Origin of the sequence: Pantoea cypripedii, assembly GCF_011395035.1 — a bacterium.
In the GTDB taxonomy this organism is placed as follows: domain Bacteria; phylum Pseudomonadota; class Gammaproteobacteria; order Enterobacterales; family Enterobacteriaceae; genus Pantoea; species Pantoea cypripedii_A.
Genome location: NZ_CP024768.1, coordinates 325775 through 343202, shown reverse-complemented (window position 1 = coordinate 343202; position 17428 = coordinate 325775). Strand labels below are relative to the sequence as shown.

Below are 17428 nucleotides of genomic sequence, written 5' to 3'. Positions count from 1 at the left end.
CTATGATAAAGAAACTTTGTTTTTTGATAATTCGTCTGGAATCGTATGAGCCGCTATGAAGATCTGACCAGTGAACTGCTGATGGGTATGCGCCTGTACGGTGTCAGGTATCAGCGTATCGCCCTCAATGCGCCCTTCGGCTTGCAGTATGACGATGCGCCAGGCCGGGCGCAGTTGCATTTTGTCGGGCGCGGATCGCTGCTGATCCGCTCTGCCTCCGGGACGATCTATCCGCTTGAGGCCGGTGACGCGCTGCTGATCCCGCACGGTCGCCCCCATGCGCTGATCTCCAGCGAGGAGGTGCACTGCGAACCGATCAGCACCTTCAACAGCAAGCCGATCTGCGACAGCGTCTGTGCCATTAATGGCGCGGAGGGGGATTGCGCAGATAACGCTGAAGTGGTGCTGTTCAGCGCCTGCATGGCGTTTGAACTGGGCGGGATGCAGCCGCTGGTGCACACCATGCCGGATGTGATGCTGGTCAGCACGCTGCTGGCGCAATATCCGGAAATCCAGCCCATCCTTGATGCCATGGAACGGGAAACGCGCCTGCGCCAGGCAGGGTTTGCCGGGATTTTGTCACGTCTGGCGGACGTGGTGGCGGCGCAGATTGTGCGTGGCTGGGTGGAAAACGGCTGCGGCAAAGGCAGCGGACTGGTGCAGGCGCTGCGCGACCCGCGACTCAGCCTGGCAATGGCTGCCATGCACCGCGCGCCGGGTGAAAACTGGACGGTAGAACGACTGGCACGCGAATCGGGCAGCTCACGTTCGGTGTTTGCTGCCCGTTTTCAGTCGGCCACGGGCATGACGCCGCTGCGTTATCTCACCGAGCTGCGTATGCGGCTGGCTGTGCAACGCATCGTTAACGAGGGAGAGGCGATGGAAAGCGTCGCCTTTCATCTCGGCTACGGCTCGCTGGCGGCATTCAGCCGGGCATTTAAGCGTATCGTCGGACAACCGCCAGGCGCACTGCGCGCCCGGCGAGAAGTGATATCGGAGCTTTAACGGAACACGCTGATCGCTTCCACCAGGCGATTCGCCTGGCGTGCCATACGTTCTGACGCTTCAGCCCCTTCCTGCACGCGCGCGGCGTTTTGATGGGTGATGTCATCCAGGTCTTCCACCGCGCCGCTCACTTCGCTCAACGCCACGGATTGTTCTGCCGTCGCCGCACTGATCTGCGCGATTAACGCGGTGACATGCTGCACCTGCTCAACGATTTCCTGCATGGTGCGCCCGGCAGCATCGGCGTGGCTGCTGCCCGACTGCACGCGGCTGGCGCTGGTTTCCACCAGCTTTTTGATCTCGCTGGCCGCAGTGGCGCTACGCTGCGCCAGGCTGCGCACTTCGCCGGCCACCACGGCAAAACCTTTGCCCTGCTCCCCGGCGCGCGCCGCTTCAACCGCCGCATTCAGTGCCAGGATATTGGTCTGGAAGGCAATGCCGTCAATCACACTGGTAATATTGGCGATACGCTTAGCACTGTCGGCGATTTCCGCCATCATACCGACCATTTCCTGCATCACTTTACCGCCCTGCACCGCCGCCTGGCTGGTGTTGGCCGAAAGATCATTCACTTCGCTGGCGGTTTCGGTATTGCTTTTCACTGTCGCCGTCATTTCGTTCATGGTGGCGGCGGTTTGCTGCACATTCGCAGCAGCCTGCTCGGTGCGGCGGCTCAGTTCATCGTTGCTGCGCGCGATGGCATCACTGGCACCCAGCACGTTAATCGCCTGACCACTGACATCATCCACCAGCCAGCGGAACATCAGCCCGAGCTGACCAATGGCGCGCAGCGTGACACCAATTTCATCGACGCGATCCATCTGCTCCACTTTATGGCTGGCCCCGGTCGCCACGCTCAACGCCTGACGGCAGATGCGTTCCATCGGTCGTGAAATCTGCTGCTCCAGCCACAGGCTGGTCAGCAGCAGCAGCAGCGCCATACCGCCGCTAAAGCCGCCCAGTGCCAGCGGTGGCAGGCCAAGCAACCAGACGCCCAGCACCGACAGCGGCAGCAGGGCTACCAAAGGTGAGCGGATCCGCCAGCGCAGCGGCAGAGTTTTGAGCAACGTGCTGAAACGGCCAACAATTAACCCCTTATGAAAACGACGTCCTTTACTGCGTCCCTCACGGAAATCCCGATAGAGCGCCTCGCTCTGGCGAATCTCTTCAGGCGTCGGTTTGGTGCGTACCGACATATATCCCCGCACCTGCCCCGCGCGTACTACCGGTATAGCGTTGGCACGTACCCAATAATGATCACCGTTTTTACGCCGGTTTTTTACCAGCGCAGTCCAGGGTTCGCCCTGTTTTAACGTCGCCCACATATCCGCAAAGGCTTCCGGTGGCATATCCGGGTGCCGCACCATGTTATGCGGCTGGCCATTAACCTCCTCCGGGGTAAATCCACTGACCTCAATAAAAGCATCGTTGGCGTAGGTGATCATGCTGTTGAAATCGGTGGTGGACATCAGGGTGGCATGATCGTCAAAGACGTATTCACGCTGAGTGATGGGCTGATTGTTACGCATTAGTGAGTCCTTGCAAGCCAGAGGCGAGAAAAATTGATAACCCTTATTTATCTTTTCGGCAGGAAAAGGTCGTAACTTTAATAGGGTTATCGAATTTTAAATCCGCATAACGCAGGGGATTGAGAGGTTCAGGGGAGCAAAAAGGGAGAAAAACCATTAAATTTAATGTAGTGGCGCGAATTATCGCGCCGTTTTTTGACGTTGATCGATTAACTCAAATCCACCCCGCGCGTGCCACCCCACCAGGTAAAAGCGAATCCGCCTACCCAGGCAACCATCAATCCGGCGAGATACACCGCCATACCGGCGAAGATGCCCTGTGGTGAGGTCATGAGCGGCAGCGTTACCAGCCCGGACGGGCCGAAGACCGTGTTCATCCCGACCGGCAATCCCAGCCAGGCAACCAGGCCGATAAAGAAACCGCCCAGCGCCCCGCCACAGCAGGCGGTAATAAAGGGTTTCAGGCGCGGCAGGGTGACACCGTAAATTAACGGCTCTCCTACCCCTAACAAGCCCGGCACAATCGCCCCTTTGATCTGGCTGCGTAACTGCGACTGTTTATCCGCCCGGCACCACAACGCCAGCGCCGCCCCCACCTGGCCAGCTCCCGCCATCGCCAGAATCGGAAACAGCGAGTTAAAACCCTGGCTTTCCATCAAAGCAAAATAAACCGGGATAAAGCCCTGATGAATACCGAACATCACCGCAATCAGAAATAATCCGGCCAGAATGGCGCAGCCAAACGGATTGCTGTTCAGATGAATAAACAGCCATGACATGCCTTTAAATAATTCCCCGCCAATCGGCATAATCACCAGGAAGGTCACCGCGCCCGTGATCAACAAGGTCAGCAAAGAAGTCAGAATCATATCCAGATTATCGGGAATGATTTTACGCAGCTGCCGCTCCAGCCAGGCACCAAATATCGCCGCCAGCAGCACGCCAATAATATTGCCGCGTGGATCGATAGTCAGACCGAAGAAGTTCTCCATGCCGCTGTAATAACCCACGGTGGCGGTGGGGACATAGCCCAGCACAAATAACGACGCGATAATCGCCCCATTCACCCCGGTGCCGCCAAAGGCTTTTTGCGCGTTGTAACCAATCAGAATACTGAGGAAGGTGAACAGACCTTTGCCAAACACCTTCATATAGGCGACGGTCGCCAGCAGCCAGTGAGGATGATCGCCTGGCGTGGTGAGATGAAAAATCTGCTCGATCAGCGTGGCGAAACCAAGCAGCAGACCAGCACCAATAAAACCGGGGATCAGCGGGGTAAATATGGTGGCAAAGCGTGTGAGAAACTGATGCAGGCGGCTGGTTTGCTTCGCTTTTAGCTGCTGCTTTTGCACTGAGGCGATGGATTGCAGATCCGCCGGGTTATCCAGCATCGTTTGCATCATCTCCGCCGCGCTTTGCGCTTTGCCGGGACCGAGCACGATCTGCAACTGCGCATCGCTGTCGATCACCCCGAGCACCCCTGGCAGGGTTTTCAGCCGGGCGTGATCGGCGAGCTGCGCCTCCGCCAGCGTCAGGCGCAGGCGCGTCATGCAATGGCCGCAGTGCGTCACATTGGCTGCCCCGCCCACGGCGTGCAGCATATCGCGCAGCAAGGACTCGGTGATGGCGGCCATTATTGCGCTCCTGCGTCACGTAACGCCTGACGAATAAAGCCATGATGCTGGCCCAGCAGCGCTTGCGCTTCCTCAGCCTGCAATCCCGCCAGCACCATCACAATGGCGGTTTTGCAGTGGCCCTGACAGGCTGCCAGCGCCTGCTGTGCCGTTTCTTCATCGCAGTCGGTCGCCTGGCGCACGATATTAATCTGCCGCTGCACCAGCTTTTGGTTAGTGGCTTCCACATCCACCATCAGGTTGCCGTACACCTTGCCACTGCGGATCATCGCGCCGGTGGTCAACATATTCAGCACCAGTTTCTGCGCCGTACCGGCCTTCATCCGTGAGGAACCGGTGACCACTTCCGGGCCAACCACCGGGGTCAGGGCCACATCGGCCACCTGCGCCATTGCGCTATTGGGGTTGCAGGTTAAGGCAGCGCGAAATGCCCCCTGCTGCTTCGCGTAATCAAGCGCGCCCAGCACGTAAGGGGTGCGGCCACTGGCTGCAATGCCCACCAGCACATCTTTGGCGCTGAACTGAATATCACGCAGATCCTGCGCACCCTGCTCAGCGTTGTCTTCGGCGTTTTCCACCGCCTGCAAAATCGCCGTGTGCCCCCCGGCGATTAACCCCACCACCTGGCTGCGCGGCGTGCCAAAGGTCGGCGGACATTCACTGGCATCAAGAATCCCCAGACGCCCGGAAGTGCCAGCACCACAGTAAATCAGGCGGCCACCCTGGCTAAAGGCGGCGGTGATGGCATCCACCACCTGGGCAATCTGCGGCACGATAGCCTCTACGGCGAGCGCCACCTTTTTATCTTCATCGTTGATAACGCGCAGCATCGCTTCCGTCGATAACTCATCAATATGCTGACTGGCCGGGTTACGGCCTTCGGTGACCATCTGGCTAAGATCGATTTTCATGCGCACACGCTCCGGTGAAAGAATAATTTATTCGCAAAACTATATATCAAATTGAATTCTTAATTCACTCAGGCAGGAAAAGATTTTTTCAGTTTTGTGGGGCAGAAAGAAAAAACCCGCCGGGCGGCGGGTTGTCGTTTTAGCTACGTCGCATTGCGCGTACGTAATTGCAGCTCGTAAGCGGCGGCCTGTTCGGTGTCGAACTGGTTTTCCCAGCGCGCGATCACCAGCACTGCCAGCGCGTTACCGATGACATTCAACGCGGTACGCGCCATATCCATAATGCGGTCCACACCGGCGATAAAAGCCAGGCCTTCCAGCGGAATCCCTACGCTGCCCAGCGTCGCCAGCAGCACCACAAAGGAGACACCCGGCACACCAGCAATCCCTTTCGAGGTCACCATCAGGGTCAGCACCAGGATGATTTCATCGGTCAGCGACAGGTCAATACCGTACAGCTGAGCAATAAAGATCGCCGCGATGCTCTGATACAGCGTGGAGCCATCAAGGTTAAAGGAGTAACCGGTCGGCACCACAAAGCTGGTGATGGCTTTCGGTGCGCCATAGGCTTCCATCTTTTGCATAATGCGCGGCAACACAGTTTCCGAGCTGGAAGTGGAATAGGCCAGAATCAGTTCATCTTTCAGGATACGCATCAGGGTGGTGATACGCAGCTTACACAGACGCGCTACCGCGCCCAGTACCACAAAAGCGAAGAACAGAATCGCGACGTAAACCAGCAGCACCAGCTTGGCCAGCGGCCACAGCGAGGCAAAGCCAAAGTTGGCAATGGTGACCGCAATCAGGGCAAACACCCCAACCGGCGCGTAGCGCATGATCATATGCGTCACTTTGAACATGGTTTCGGAAACCGAACGGAACAGCCCCACCAGCGGATCGCGATGTTCCGCTGGCAGTGATGACAGCCCCAGACCAAACAATACCGAGAAGAAGATAATCGGCAGCATGTCACCTTTCACCAGCGAGGCGAAAATGTTCTGCGGGATCAGCGACAGAATGGTGGTCACCAGGCTGTGAGGTGCACCCTGCACCGCCTGGGTGGTGGCTTCATATTTAGAGATGTCCACCGTTGCCAGCGTTGACATATCAATGCCGCTGCCGGGTTGGAATACGTTGGCCAGCGTAATGCCGACCACAATGGCAATGGTGGTGATCACTTCAAAATAGACGATGGTTTTGACACCAATGCGCCCGAGTTTTTTCGCGTCACCGACACCGGCGATGCCGACAATCAATGATGAAATCACAATCGGCACCACAATCATCTTGATCAGATGAATGAAGATATCGCCGGCCGGGCTGAGAATATTGGTGATTAACCATTCACGATCGTCCGGCTGATTATGCAGCACCGTGCCGACCACAACGCCGAGAATCAGCGCGATCAATATTTGCCAGGCGAGGCTGAGCTTAAAACCTTTCATAACGCGTTATATTTCCTCAGTTAAAACCCCTTTGCTCTGCTGCGAAGGTGCAGAAGATGATACACACAGGGAAGTGAGCAAAAGCCCGATAAAATAGAGGGTTATACTGGACTGCATCCGGTACTGCTTTGCGGGCATTTTGCACGCGTCCTGTGATGCAGCCTGAGTGGATACCTGCGGAACAGGGGCGAGATAAGTACCATTTTCACTACGGTAAATGCAACCCCTGGGGGGTTCGCTTAAATCTTATCCGCTGCTGTAGCATAAAATGCTGATCCGATGACATAACCATAACCCGCTGTTATGAAAAGTTTTAATTCGATAATTTTCCGCATAGCTATGCATAACCGAACAAAAAGCCGCCGGGTCCGTTTGCTGCTATTTTGTTCAGAACTTTCTCAGGTTTCGCGCACAACGTGTTGCCATCCCTGCTGATCACACAACGAAATTTACCGCGTGAATAGCCACACGCTTAGGCCGTGATCCAGGCTGCAAAACCAAAACAAAGCTCTCGCGCAAGGCTTCAATTAACCTTTGATTGACATATGATTAACATCTTCAAGGAGGTCAGCCATGAGCCAAATTCACAAGCATCCCGTTCCTGCTGCGATTGCAGAAAATGCCCTGATCAATGCCGGGCAATATGCAGCGATGTATCAACAGTCGGTTGACGATCCCGAAACCTTTTGGGGCGAACAAGGCAAAATTCTCGACTGGATTACGCCGTACACTTTAGTGAAGAACACGTCCTTTGCCCCGGATAATATTTCCATTCGCTGGTATGAAGATGGCACGCTGAATCTCGCGGCCAACTGCCTTGATCGCCATTTGCAGACGCGTGGTGATCATCCCGCCATCATCTGGGAAGGCGATGACGCCAGCGAAAGCAAAACCCTCACCTTCCGCCAGCTGCACGGGGAAGTGTGCCGTTTTGCCAACGTACTGAACGGCCTTGGCGTGAAGAAAGGCGACGTGGTCGCTATCTATATGCCCATGGTGCCGGAAGCCGCGATTGCCATGCTGGCCTGCGCCCGTATCGGCGCGGTGCATTCGGTGATTTTTGGTGGTTTCTCACCGGAAGCGGTGGCCGGACGCATTGTCGACTCCAGCGCCAGACTGGTGATCACCGCCGATGAAGGCGTGCGCGCCGGACGCAGCATTCCGCTGAAGAAAAATGTCGATGACGCCCTGAACAACCCCAACGTCACCAGCGTCAGGAACGTGGTGGTGTTTCAACGCACCGGGAAAGATACCGGCTGGCGTGAGGGGCGTGACCTGTGGTGGCATGATCTGATGGCTGACGCCTCCGATCAGCATCAACCGGTGGCGGTGAACGCGGAAGATCCGTTGTTTATCCTTTATACCTCCGGCTCCACCGGTAAGCCGAAAGGCGTGCTGCATACCACCGGCGGTTATCTGGTGTATGCCGCGACCACCTTTAAGTATGTCTTTGATTATCATCCTGATGATGTTTACTGGTGCACCGCCGATGTGGGTTGGATCACCGGTCACAGCTACCTGATTTATGGCCCGCTGGCCTGCGGTGCCACCACGCTGATGTTTGAAGGTGTGCCAAACTGGCCGAAGCCGAGCCGTATGGCGGAGGTGGTGGATAAACATAACGTCACGCTGCTGTACACCGCGCCGACGGCGATTCGCGCGCTGATGGCCGAAGGTGACAAAGCCATCGAAGGCACCCATCGCACCAGCCTGCGTATTATGGGGTCAGTGGGCGAACCGATTAACCCGGAAGCCTGGGAGTGGTACTACAACAAGATTGGTGACGGTCGTTGCCCGATTGTCGATACCTGGTGGCAAACCGAAACCGGTGGCTTCATGATCACCCCGTTACCAGGTGCCATCGAGCTGAAAGCCGGTTCCGCCACCAAACCCTTCTTTGGTGTGCAGCCCGCGTTAGTGGATAACGAAGGCAATACCCTCGAAGGGGCAACCGAAGGCAATCTGGTGATTGTCGATTCATGGCCAGGCCAGGCGCGTACCCTGTTTGGCGATCACCCGCGTTTCGAGCAGACCTATTTTTCCACCTTCAAAAATCGCTACTTCAGCGGTGACGGTGCCCGCCGTGATGAAGATGGTTACTACTGGATCACCGGCCGCGTGGATGACGTGCTGAACGTTTCCGGTCACCGCCTCGGTACGGCGGAAATTGAATCCGCGCTGGTGTCGCATCCGAAGATTGCCGAAGCGGCGGTGGTGGGCATTCCGCACAGCATCAAAGGCCAGGCGATCTATGCTTACATTACGCTGAACCATGGTGAAGAACCGTCGCCAGAGCTTTATACCGAGGTACGTAACTGGGTACGTAAAGAGATTGGCCCGATTGCCACCCCGGATGTGCTGCACTGGACCGATTCACTGCCGAAAACCCGCTCCGGCAAAATCATGCGTCGTATTCTGCGCAAGATTGCCGCGGGCGATACCAGTAATCTGGGCGATACCTCAACCCTGGCCGATCCTGGCGTGGTAGAGAAACTGCTGGAAGAGAAACAATCCATCAAAATGCCCTGATGGAGCTTAACCCCGGCGGTGAGGTTCAGCCTGCTTAGCAAGGCTCCTCATCGCCAGCCTTACCTTACGTCGTACTCTTCAACATCGCATTTATTAAATAATTAGAACATTCAGGCAGTTAACATCACGCTTTGGTGAGGTTGCTGCCTGCCTTGCCTCTGGAGAAACTGTGATGAACGAAGCCGTAAACCCTCAGGAAGCTGTGTGGCAGCAAATCGAGAGCAATCCGCGCTTTCAGGAACTGGTGCGTAAACGCCAGGCCTTTGCGCTGTTGCTGAGCCTGATCATGCTGGTGTTGTACGTGGGTTTTATCCTGCTGATCGCCTTTGCCCCCGCCTGGCTTGGCACGCCGCTCCATCCCGGCACCAATGTGACGCGGGGCATCCCCATCGGCGTGGGCCTGATTATCATTTCCTTCGTGCTGACCGGCGTCTATGTCTGGCGCGCCAACGGCGAATTTGACCGTCTGACCAAACAGATCCTGCGCGAGGTGAAACAATGAAGCGCCTGCTCCCGCTGTTCCTCGCCGCTGCACCACTCAGCGCCTTTGCCGATGCCATCACCGGTGAAGTACAAAAACAGGCCACCAACTATGAAGCCATCATCATGTTCGTGGTGTTTGTTGCCGCGACGCTGGGCATCACCTATTGGGCCTCAAAACGTACCCGTTCACGCAGTGATTATTACACCGCAGGCGGCAACATTACCGGCTTTCAAAATGGGCTGGCGATGGCGGGTGATTTTATGTCTGCCGCGTCGTTCCTTGGTATTTCGGCGCTGGTGTATACCTCGGGTTATGACGGCCTGATTTATTCACTCGGCTTTCTGGTCGGCTGGCCGATGATCCTGTTTCTGATTGCCGAACGCCTGCGTAACCTTGGTCGTTTTACCTTTGCCGACGTCGCCTCTTATCGCCTGGCACAAAAACCGATTCGTACCCTCTCCGCCTGCGGCTCGCTGGTGGTGGTGGCGCTGTATCTGATTGCGCAGATGGTCGGAGCCGGAAAGCTGATTCAGCTGCTGTTCGGCCTTAACTACCATATCGCGGTGGTGCTGGTGGGGATCCTGATGGTGATGTATGTGTTGTTCGGCGGCATGCTGGCAACCACCTGGGTGCAAATCATCAAAGCGGTGCTGCTGCTGTTCGGGGCCAGCTTTATGGCGCTTATGGTGATGAAGGCCACCGGCTTCAGTTTCAATACCTTGTTTACCGAAGCGATGGCGGTGCACCCGAAAGGCGCGGCGATTATGCAACCTGGCGGGCTGGTGAAAGATCCGATCTCCGCGCTGTCGCTGGGGCTGGGGCTGATGTTTGGTACCGCCGGTTTGCCACATATCCTGATGCGCTTCTTCACCGTGGCAGATGCGCGTGAAGCGCGTAAAAGCGTGTTCTGGGCCACCGGATTTATGGGCTATTTCTACTTCCTCACCTTTATTATCGGCTTCGGTGCGATCCTGCTGGTGGGGGCGAATCCGGCGTTTAAAGATGCCAGCGGCGCGCTGATTGGCGGCACCAATATGGCGGCGGTACATCTGGCGGATGCGGTGGGCGGCAGCCTGTTCCTCGGCTTTATCTCCGCCGTGGCCTTCGCCACCATTCTGGCGGTGGTGGCCGGTCTGACTCTGGCCGGTGCCTCTGCGGTTTCTCATGACCTGTACGCCAGCGTGATCCGTAAGGGTCAGGCCACCGAGCGTGAGGAGCTGCACGTATCGAAAATCACCGTGCTGGTGCTGGGCGTGGTGGCGATTGCGCTGGGGATTTTGTTTGAGAAGCAAAACATCGCCTTTATGGTCGGCCTGGCGTTCTCGATTGCGGCCAGCTGTAACTTCCCGATTATCCTGCTATCGATGTACTGGTCAAAACTGACCACGCGCGGTGCGATGATTGGTGGCTGGCTTGGCCTGCTGACGGCGGTGGTGCTGATGATCCTCGGCCCGACGATTTGGGTACAGGTGCTGGGACATGCGACACCGATTTATCCCTATGAATATCCGGCGTTGTTCTCGATGCTGGCGGCCTTTATCGGCACCTGGCTGTTTTCCATCACCGACAGTTCAGAGCAGGGAGCCGCTGAACGGCGACGTTTCCGTGGACAGTTTATTCGTTCGCAGACGGGAGTGGGGATTCAGCAGGGGAAATCGCACTGACCAGGTCGGCATGAATGCCGACCCTACAACAATCACGTAGGGTGCGCATTCATGCGCACCTTGACGGGATCACATCAGAAACGCAGTGATGCGCCCACATACGGGCCATCGGCCAGTACGTTGTCTTTGCGGCTGCCTTTGTTGTTCAGCTCGATGTACTGATAACCGACACGCACGTTCAGCAGCGAGATCGGGGTGAAGCTCAGGCCGCCAGACATTTCCTTGTAGCTGTCGAGGTGATCAGAGAACGCTTCTGGCGCGTAGTAGTAGCCACCGTACAGGCCCCACATACGGTTGAAATTGTATTGCGCACCCGCACCCACTGCCACAGTAAAGCCGTCTTTACCATCTTCCGGATGAGTGAACAGCGCTTTCGCGGTCGGTGCCAGACGCAGACCGCCGAAATCAACGTTATAACCCAGCCCCAGGCCGTAGCTGCTGCCGTCGTGATCGCTGCGCAGCCAGTTGCCATTGAGGAACAGGCCCGGTGAGGTCGTACCAAGGCCAAGGTTGAGGTTGGTGGTGTGTTCACCCACGTCAACACTGCCCTCAATTGCCTGCGCGCCGCTGCTCAGCAGTGCCAGACCCAGTACGCTTCCTGTAACAAGTTGCTTTAACATGTAATTCCACTCCATGAAGGACAATCAATTCGGCGGAAAGGGTAAACAGCCAGGCGGCAGGAAACAACTTTATTTGGCAAGCTTTACGTAAACAGGAATTACCAGATAGAGCAAAACGGCCCTTACGGGCCGTTAAGTGCAGAGATTATGCCTGCCACATCAGGTGGCCCAGCAGCGGTGCGAGGATCACCGTTACCACGCCGGAAAGCATCATCACCAGGCTGGAAACCACGCCTTCCTGCTGGCCAATCTGGTAAGCACGCGCCGTACCGGCACCGTGCGATGCGGCACCAAAGCCCGCGCCTTTCGCCACCCCCTGCTTAATCGCGATCCGCAGGAACAGAAAATCCCCGACCGCCATGCCAAACACCCCGGTGATCACCACAAACAGCGCCACCAGATCCGGTTGACCGCCAATCGGTTTAGCCGCTGCCAGCGCGAATGGCGTGGTGATGGAGCGCACCGCCAGGCTGCGCTGGATGGATTCCGGCAAGGTCAGCAGCCGTGCCAGCCATACTGAGCTACAAACGGAAACCAGCGTCGCCGTCGCCACGCCAAGACTGAGCGATAACCAGTGGCGTTTAATAATTTCCTGGTTTTCATACACCGGTACCGCAAAGGCCAGGGTGGCCGGGCCGAGCAGCCACAGCAACCAGTGGCTTTCGGCGATATAGTCTTTCCAGCTCACATGGGTTACCAGCAGCAGCACCACTAACACCAGCGGCGTCATCACCAGCGGCATCAACAACAAGGTACGCCAGCGACGATAAAGCCGTTTGTTGAGGTAATACACCAGCAACGTCAGCACCAGACATATCAGGCTGATAATCAGGTCATTCATGACGTGCCTGCTTACGCGCGGCGCGCGCCATTTCAAAACGGTAAACCCTGTCAACCACCAGCGAGGTGGCAGCCAGTACCAGCAGGGTACTAAGCGCAATCACCACACAGATGCGCCAGCCTTCGCTACGCAGCAGATCGCTGTAGTTCACCACCGCCACCACCGCCGGAACAAAGAACAGCAGCATCTCGGCCAGCAACCAGTTCGCCCCGGCTTTGACCCAACGCAGCGGAATCACATGCGTCATGATTAACACCAACAACAAAACCATGCCGACAACGTTGGCGGGTAGCGGCAAATGCAGCCAGCCCACCAGTTTGTCGCTGGCCATAAACAATCCCACATACAGCACCAGCTGTAACGGGACGAAAACACGCTGCAGGATGTCCGTTCTGCGCGGACTCAATGCGAACGCCATTTTCCCTTCTCCCCGGTAAATAAATCAGGTGTTCAGTATAAAACGCAGGCAGAGTGTGAAAAAAATGAATTAATATTATTCAATCTATGCCAATAAGGAATACTTTATGGACGTCCGCGCTCTGCGCTACTTTACCGAAGTGGTGCGCCAGCAAAGTTTTACCCGCGCCGCGCAGAAACTCTATGTCACTCAGCCCACTATCAGCAAAATGCTGCGCCAGCTGGAAGAGGAGCTGGGCTGTACGCTGCTGCTGCGTGACGGGCGTAAGCTGCACCTTACCGATAGCGGCCAGGCGGTGTATCAGCGTGGACTGGCAATTTTGCAGGAATTTCATCAGCTGGAAGCCGAGATTGGTGACATCAACCAGTTGAAAACCGGTGAGCTGCGCCTCGGTATTCCGCCGATGGTCGGGATGCAGATTGCCGGTTCCATCTCGGCGTTTCGCCGCCGCTATCCGGGTGTTGAGCTGAAGATCGCTGAATTTGGTGGTCTGACTGTGCAGCAGGCGGTGCTGGATGGCAGTCTCGATATCGCGCTGACCGCGCTGCCGGTTGACCCCGATCTCCCGCTCAATACGCTGGAGCTGATGCATCATCCCCTCTGTGTGCTGCTCCCCCGCACCGCACCCTGGCTCAATCGTACTCACCTTGGCTTAGGCGAGCTGGCGGAGCATCCGCTGCTGATTTTCAACGAAGAATTTTCCCTGAACCGGCAGCTGATGAAGGCGTTCCATCGCCTTGGCTTAACCGCGAATATCGCGGTGCGCAGCGGTCAGTGGGATTTTCTGGCGGCGATGGTGCAGGCAGAGATGGGGCTGGCGATTCTGCCGGAACCGATTTGTCAGCGGCTGGATAAGCAATCGCTGCTGTGGCTGCCGCTGGAATCGGAGCTGAAGTGGAGTCTGGGATTGATCTGGCGGGAAGGCAGTTATTTGTCGCGCAGTGCCCAGGCGTGGATTGCCTGCTGCCGTGAGCACTGGCCGGATAATGCGCCGCGCATCTCAGTGTGATGCGCGGCCCATCCGTTACTCCTCTTTCTCGATCAGCAGGGCTTCCAGCAGGTCGAGATCGCGCAGCAGTTTCTGCATGGTTTCATTGGAGATTTGCTGGGTGGCGCGCAGATGGTAAACCTCAGCGCGTTCCGCCCTGATCGCCGTGAGACGGAAGCGGCGTTCAAGGTTTTCGGCAAACAGTGCCTGTTCCAGCTCATCTTTACCCACGACGCGACGACGCAGGTTGCCAATCACCCGCAGGCTGACTTCTTTCAGCAGTTCCGGATCGATGTTTTCCTGGGTGTCTTTTTCCAGACGTTCTTCCATCTTATGCAGGCTATCAATCGCCACTGTCGCCATCGCGGCACGCGCGCTTTGCACCTCGCGACGATGCCCCGCTTTGTCGGTGCCCTCAATCCCACGCAGCAGGAGCGGCAGCACCACTACGCCGACCAGCAACGAGAACAGGATCACGCCCGTGGCGATAAACACCAGCTCGTAACGCGCCGGGAAGACATCACCGTTAGTGAGGAACAGCGGAATTGACAGCACACCGGCGAGGGTGATCGCACCGCGTACCCCAGCGAAAGAAGCAATCAGCAGCTCACGCAGCGAGTAGCTGGCGAACTCCAGCGGCTTTTTCTTCAGGAAACGCTGACTGCCGCGTTTCATCAACCACAGCCAGCCAAAACGCACCACCATCAGCGCGCCATACACCAGCATGATATCGGTAAACAGCATCCACAGTTCAACATTGGGATCGGCATTGGCTTGCGCCACTGAAGTTTCGAGGATGTCCGGCAGTTGCAGACCCAGCATCAGGAACACCATGCCGTTAAACACGAATTCCAGCATCTGCCAGACGCTGTTCGCGCGCAGACGCATCGCCAGCGGTGCCTGGCGGATAATACCGGAACGGGTGATGGTCATACCCGCCGCCACTGCCGCGAGGATGCCCGACACCCCAAGATGTTCCGCAATCAGATACGAGGCAAACGGCAGCAGCAGCAGCAACACGGTTTGCGTCGCCGGATCATCCCCGCTCCAGCGGCTCAGCAGGCGCAACGAGCGACCGTACAGCCAGCAGACCGCCACACCGGCCACCAGGCCGCCCACCGCCACTTTGAGAAACTCAACGCTGGCGCCGCCCCAGCTGAACACCATGGTGCCCATCGCCACGGCGACGGCAAATTTAAGTGACACCAGGCCGGATGCATCGTTCATCAGGGCTTCGCCCTGCACAATCGACATAATTTTCTTCGGGATACGCCCTTCACCGACGATACCAGAGAGCGCCACCGCATCGGTGGGTGACAGTACTGCCGCCAGGGCGAAGGCCGGGATCAGCGGGATGCCCGGCACCAGCCAGTAAATCAGGTAACCGATCCCCACCACGGTGATCAGCACCAGCACCAGTGCCAGGCCGATGATTTCGCGCCCGTGATGCAGGAATTCGTTAATCGGCGTTTTCCAGCCGTCGGCGAACAGTAAGGGCGGAATGAACAGCACCAGAAACAGTTCAGGATCAAAATCGACATGCAGACCAAAGGTGGGCCAGGCGAGCATCGCACCAGCGGCAATCTGCACCAGCGGCAGCGGGATTTGAAACGGCAAAATACGGGCCGCGACGCCGGAGAGGGACACCACCAGCGTCATGATGAGAATAGTAAAGAAGATTTCCATGCTTTCCTTAGGCGAATCGTAATCGTTAAAGCGATGTTGTTGCGCTGGAAAGTGTAAAACAAAATGCCGCACGACAGGGAAACCCGTCGTGCGGCAGCGCAAGGAAAGATAATAATTCGGACTTCAGGAGATTTTCAGATCAGATGGCCCAGCCACCGGCGTAGAAAGCCACCAGCGCCACAGCAATCACCACGGTGCCGAAATTCAGCTTACGCCATTCACCGGCAAACAGGCGACCAATCACCAGGGCCGCAAAGCCGAGCATGATGCCGGTAACAATGTTGCAGGTCAGCACGATAAACACCGCCGTCAGCAGACCGGACATGGCATCGACAAAATCGTTGAAATCGATTTTTGCCACGTTGCTCAGCATCAGCAAACCGACGTACATCAGCGCAGGCGCGGTGGCGTAAGCCGGGACCAGATACGCCAGCGGTGACATAAACAGAATCACCAGGAACAGCAGGCCAACCACAATCGCCGTCAGACCGGTTTTACCGCCCGCCGCCGTACCAGCCGCCGATTCGATATACACCGCTGCCGGGGAGGCCCCCACCAGGCCAGCAAACAGGCTGCTGACGGAGTCGGTGGTCAGCGCGCGGCCGCCATTAATGATCTGCCCGTCTTTATCCAGCAGATTGGCCTGACCGGCTACTGCACGAATGGTGCCGGTGGCATCAAAGACTGCGGTCATCACCAGGGCCAGCACCGTCGGCAACACGGCCGGTTGCAGCGCGCCCATGATATCAAGGCTGAACACCAGCGACTGACCACTGGCATCTTTCAGGCTCGGCATGGCAAACAGCCCCTGATATTTCACCGCCGGATCGAAAATCAGCCCGACGATAGAAATTCCGACAATGGTCAGCAGGATGCCGCCTGGCACGCGACGTTTTTCCAGACCGAAAATAGCCGCCAGCCCGACCAGCGCCATGATTACCGGGAAGGAGGCAAAGTGCCCCAGTTCCACTGGCAAACCGGCTGCCGGATTTTTCACTACCAGGCCAATGCTATCGGCAGCAATCAGCAGCAGGAACAGGCCGATACCGATCCCCGTACCATGCGCTACGCCCATTGGCAGGTTGCGCAGAATCCAGGCACGAATGCCGGTAGCGGAGATTACGGTAAACAGCAGTCCCATCAGGAATACCGCCCCGAGGGCAATCGGCACACTGATATGCTGCCCCAGCACCAGGCTAAAGGCGGTGAACGCGGTCAGCGAGATGGCACAACCGATCGCCATCGGCAGGTTTGCCCACAGCCCCATCAGGAGGGAACCGAAGCTTGCCACCAGGCAGGTCGCGACAAAGACCGCCGTCGGAGAAAAACCCGCTTTGCCGAGCATGCCCGGTACCACAATGACGGAATAAACCATCGCCAGGAAGGTGGTTAACCCTGCCAGCACTTCCTGACGCACGCTACTACCGCGTGCTGAAATCTTGAACCAGGCGTCCAGTTTTCCACTGGCCGGGCGAGAATCGCCAGACATAATTAATCCTCTGCATTTTTTGTGTTGTGAGTGGCCGCGCGGCTACCGTTTGCCTGCCGTCCTGGTGCACGTTTCTGTTGTGAAGAAACAAAGCAAACGTTTACGTAGCCGCGTATTTCTGGTCGTAAAAGGGGGAACACAGAAAAAAGGCAAACGATTATCCGGTTAATGGCGGGCGATTTTCA

General features: G+C 56.9%; 14 protein-coding genes. 5 read left to right on the top strand and 9 right to left on the bottom strand.

All coding sequences use genetic code 11. The features are described 5' to 3' along the window. The first annotated feature begins 45 nt into the window (after positions 1-45). Positions 46-1005: an AraC family transcriptional regulator gene (locus CUN67_RS01570; protein ID WP_208713720.1), complete on the top strand. Its 960-nt coding sequence runs from the start codon at positions 46-48 to the stop codon at positions 1003-1005. Here CUN67_RS01570 and CUN67_RS01565 read toward each other — a convergent pair. The 4 genes from CUN67_RS01565 to gltP form a co-directional block, all read right to left on the bottom strand. Beyond that, on the bottom strand, positions 1002-2534 hold the full coding sequence (locus CUN67_RS01565) for a methyl-accepting chemotaxis protein (protein WP_208713719.1): 1533 nt from the start codon (positions 2532-2534) through the stop codon (positions 1002-1004). The genes CUN67_RS01570 and CUN67_RS01565 overlap by 4 nt on opposite strands. A gap of 209 nt (positions 2535-2743) precedes the next feature. After that, positions 2744-4168, bottom strand: a complete 1425-nt coding sequence (gene murP, locus CUN67_RS01560; protein WP_208713718.1) for a PTS N-acetylmuramic acid transporter subunit IIBC — start codon at positions 4166-4168, stop codon at positions 2744-2746. Beyond that, on the bottom strand, positions 4168-5079 hold the full coding sequence (gene murQ / locus CUN67_RS01555; RefSeq protein WP_208713717.1) for an N-acetylmuramic acid 6-phosphate etherase: 912 nt from the start codon (positions 5077-5079) through the stop codon (positions 4168-4170). Before murQ ends, murP begins: the two co-directional genes overlap by 1 nt. A gap of 143 nt (positions 5080-5222) precedes the next feature. Then, positions 5223-6524, bottom strand: a complete 1302-nt coding sequence (gene gltP, locus CUN67_RS01550) for a glutamate/aspartate:proton symporter GltP (RefSeq protein WP_208713716.1) — start codon at positions 6522-6524, stop codon at positions 5223-5225. A 573-nt stretch (positions 6525-7097) separates the two neighbouring features. Here gltP and acs point away from each other — a divergent pair. The 3 genes from acs (at position 7098) to CUN67_RS01535 (ending at position 11201) form a co-directional block, all read left to right on the top strand. Then, positions 7098-9053, top strand: coding sequence for an acetate--CoA ligase (gene acs / locus CUN67_RS01545; RefSeq protein WP_208713715.1), 1956 nt, complete (start codon positions 7098-7100; stop codon positions 9051-9053). A gap of 172 nt (positions 9054-9225) precedes the next feature. Further along, positions 9226-9555: a DUF485 domain-containing protein gene (locus CUN67_RS01540; RefSeq protein ID WP_208713714.1), complete on the top strand. Its 330-nt coding sequence runs from the start codon at positions 9226-9228 to the stop codon at positions 9553-9555. After that, positions 9552-11201, top strand: coding sequence for a cation acetate symporter (locus CUN67_RS01535; protein WP_208713713.1), 1650 nt, complete (start codon positions 9552-9554; stop codon positions 11199-11201). The genes CUN67_RS01540 and CUN67_RS01535 overlap by 4 nt, the downstream gene beginning before the upstream one ends. Before the next feature lie 74 nt (positions 11202-11275). Here CUN67_RS01535 and CUN67_RS01530 read toward each other — a convergent pair whose 3' ends face one another. The 3 genes from CUN67_RS01530 to CUN67_RS01520 all read right to left on the bottom strand — a co-directional run bounded on the left by CUN67_RS01530 (position 11276) and on the right by CUN67_RS01520 (position 13080). Beyond that, a complete protein-coding gene (locus CUN67_RS01530) occupies positions 11276-11821 on the bottom strand; it encodes a YfaZ family outer membrane protein (RefSeq protein ID WP_084871864.1) in 546 nt (181 codons plus the stop codon). Between the two features lie 145 nt (positions 11822-11966). Continuing rightward, positions 11967-12662 carry an LrgB family protein gene (locus tag CUN67_RS01525; protein WP_084871863.1) on the bottom strand — a complete coding sequence of 232 codons (696 nt, stop codon included), beginning with the start codon at positions 12660-12662 and terminating at the stop codon, positions 11967-11969. After that, complete coding sequence (locus CUN67_RS01520; protein ID WP_208713712.1) at positions 12655-13080, bottom strand: CidA/LrgA family protein; 426 nt, start codon at positions 13078-13080, stop codon at positions 12655-12657. Before CUN67_RS01520 ends, CUN67_RS01525 begins: the two co-directional genes overlap by 8 nt. A 106-nt stretch (positions 13081-13186) precedes the next feature. Here CUN67_RS01520 and CUN67_RS01515 point away from each other — a divergent pair, with 106 nt between their 5' ends. Beyond that, a complete protein-coding gene (locus tag CUN67_RS01515) occupies positions 13187-14089 on the top strand; it encodes a LysR family transcriptional regulator (protein WP_208713711.1) in 903 nt (300 codons plus the stop codon). Positions 14090-14104: 15 nt separating this feature from the next. Here CUN67_RS01515 and CUN67_RS01510 read toward each other — a convergent pair whose 3' ends face one another. Both CUN67_RS01510 and CUN67_RS01505 read right to left on the bottom strand, forming a co-directional pair. Then, complete coding sequence (locus CUN67_RS01510; RefSeq protein WP_208713710.1) at positions 14105-15754, bottom strand: Na+/H+ antiporter; 1650 nt, start codon at positions 15752-15754, stop codon at positions 14105-14107. A gap of 139 nt (positions 15755-15893) precedes the next feature. Beyond that, positions 15894-17243 (bottom strand): NCS2 family permease, encoded by a 1350-nt coding sequence (locus tag CUN67_RS01505; RefSeq protein WP_084871859.1) that lies wholly within the window; start codon positions 17241-17243, stop codon positions 15894-15896. Positions 17244-17428 lie beyond the last annotated feature (185 nt).

What these genes read in the sequence shown, in the direction of transcription:
- CUN67_RS01570 (WP_208713720.1), top strand. Translation starts at nt 46, where the DNA reads ATGAGCCGCTATGAAGATCTGACCAGTGAACTGCTGATGGGTATGCGC.
- CUN67_RS01565 (WP_208713719.1), bottom strand. Translation starts at nt 2,534, where the DNA reads ATGCGTAACAATCAGCCCATCACTCAGCGTGAATACGTCTTTGACGAT.
- murP (WP_208713718.1), bottom strand. Translation starts at nt 4,168, where the DNA reads ATGGCCGCCATCACCGAGTCCTTGCTGCGCGATATGCTGCACGCCGTG.
- murQ (WP_208713717.1), bottom strand. Translation starts at nt 5,079, where the DNA reads ATGAAAATCGATCTTAGCCAGATGGTCACCGAAGGCCGTAACCCGGCC.
- gltP (WP_208713716.1), bottom strand. Translation starts at nt 6,524, where the DNA reads ATGAAAGGTTTTAAGCTCAGCCTCGCCTGGCAAATATTGATCGCGCTG.
- acs (WP_208713715.1), top strand. Translation starts at nt 7,098, where the DNA reads ATGAGCCAAATTCACAAGCATCCCGTTCCTGCTGCGATTGCAGAAAAT.
- CUN67_RS01540 (WP_208713714.1), top strand. Translation starts at nt 9,226, where the DNA reads ATGAACGAAGCCGTAAACCCTCAGGAAGCTGTGTGGCAGCAAATCGAG.
- CUN67_RS01535 (WP_208713713.1), top strand. Translation starts at nt 9,552, where the DNA reads ATGAAGCGCCTGCTCCCGCTGTTCCTCGCCGCTGCACCACTCAGCGCC.
- CUN67_RS01530 (WP_084871864.1), bottom strand. Translation starts at nt 11,821, where the DNA reads ATGTTAAAGCAACTTGTTACAGGAAGCGTACTGGGTCTGGCACTGCTG.
- CUN67_RS01525 (WP_084871863.1), bottom strand. Translation starts at nt 12,662, where the DNA reads ATGAATGACCTGATTATCAGCCTGATATGTCTGGTGCTGACGTTGCTG.
- CUN67_RS01520 (WP_208713712.1), bottom strand. Translation starts at nt 13,080, where the DNA reads ATGGCGTTCGCATTGAGTCCGCGCAGAACGGACATCCTGCAGCGTGTT.
- CUN67_RS01515 (WP_208713711.1), top strand. Translation starts at nt 13,187, where the DNA reads ATGGACGTCCGCGCTCTGCGCTACTTTACCGAAGTGGTGCGCCAGCAA.
- CUN67_RS01510 (WP_208713710.1), bottom strand. Translation starts at nt 15,754, where the DNA reads ATGGAAATCTTCTTTACTATTCTCATCATGACGCTGGTGGTGTCCCTC.
- CUN67_RS01505 (WP_084871859.1), bottom strand. Translation starts at nt 17,243, where the DNA reads ATGTCTGGCGATTCTCGCCCGGCCAGTGGAAAACTGGACGCCTGGTTC.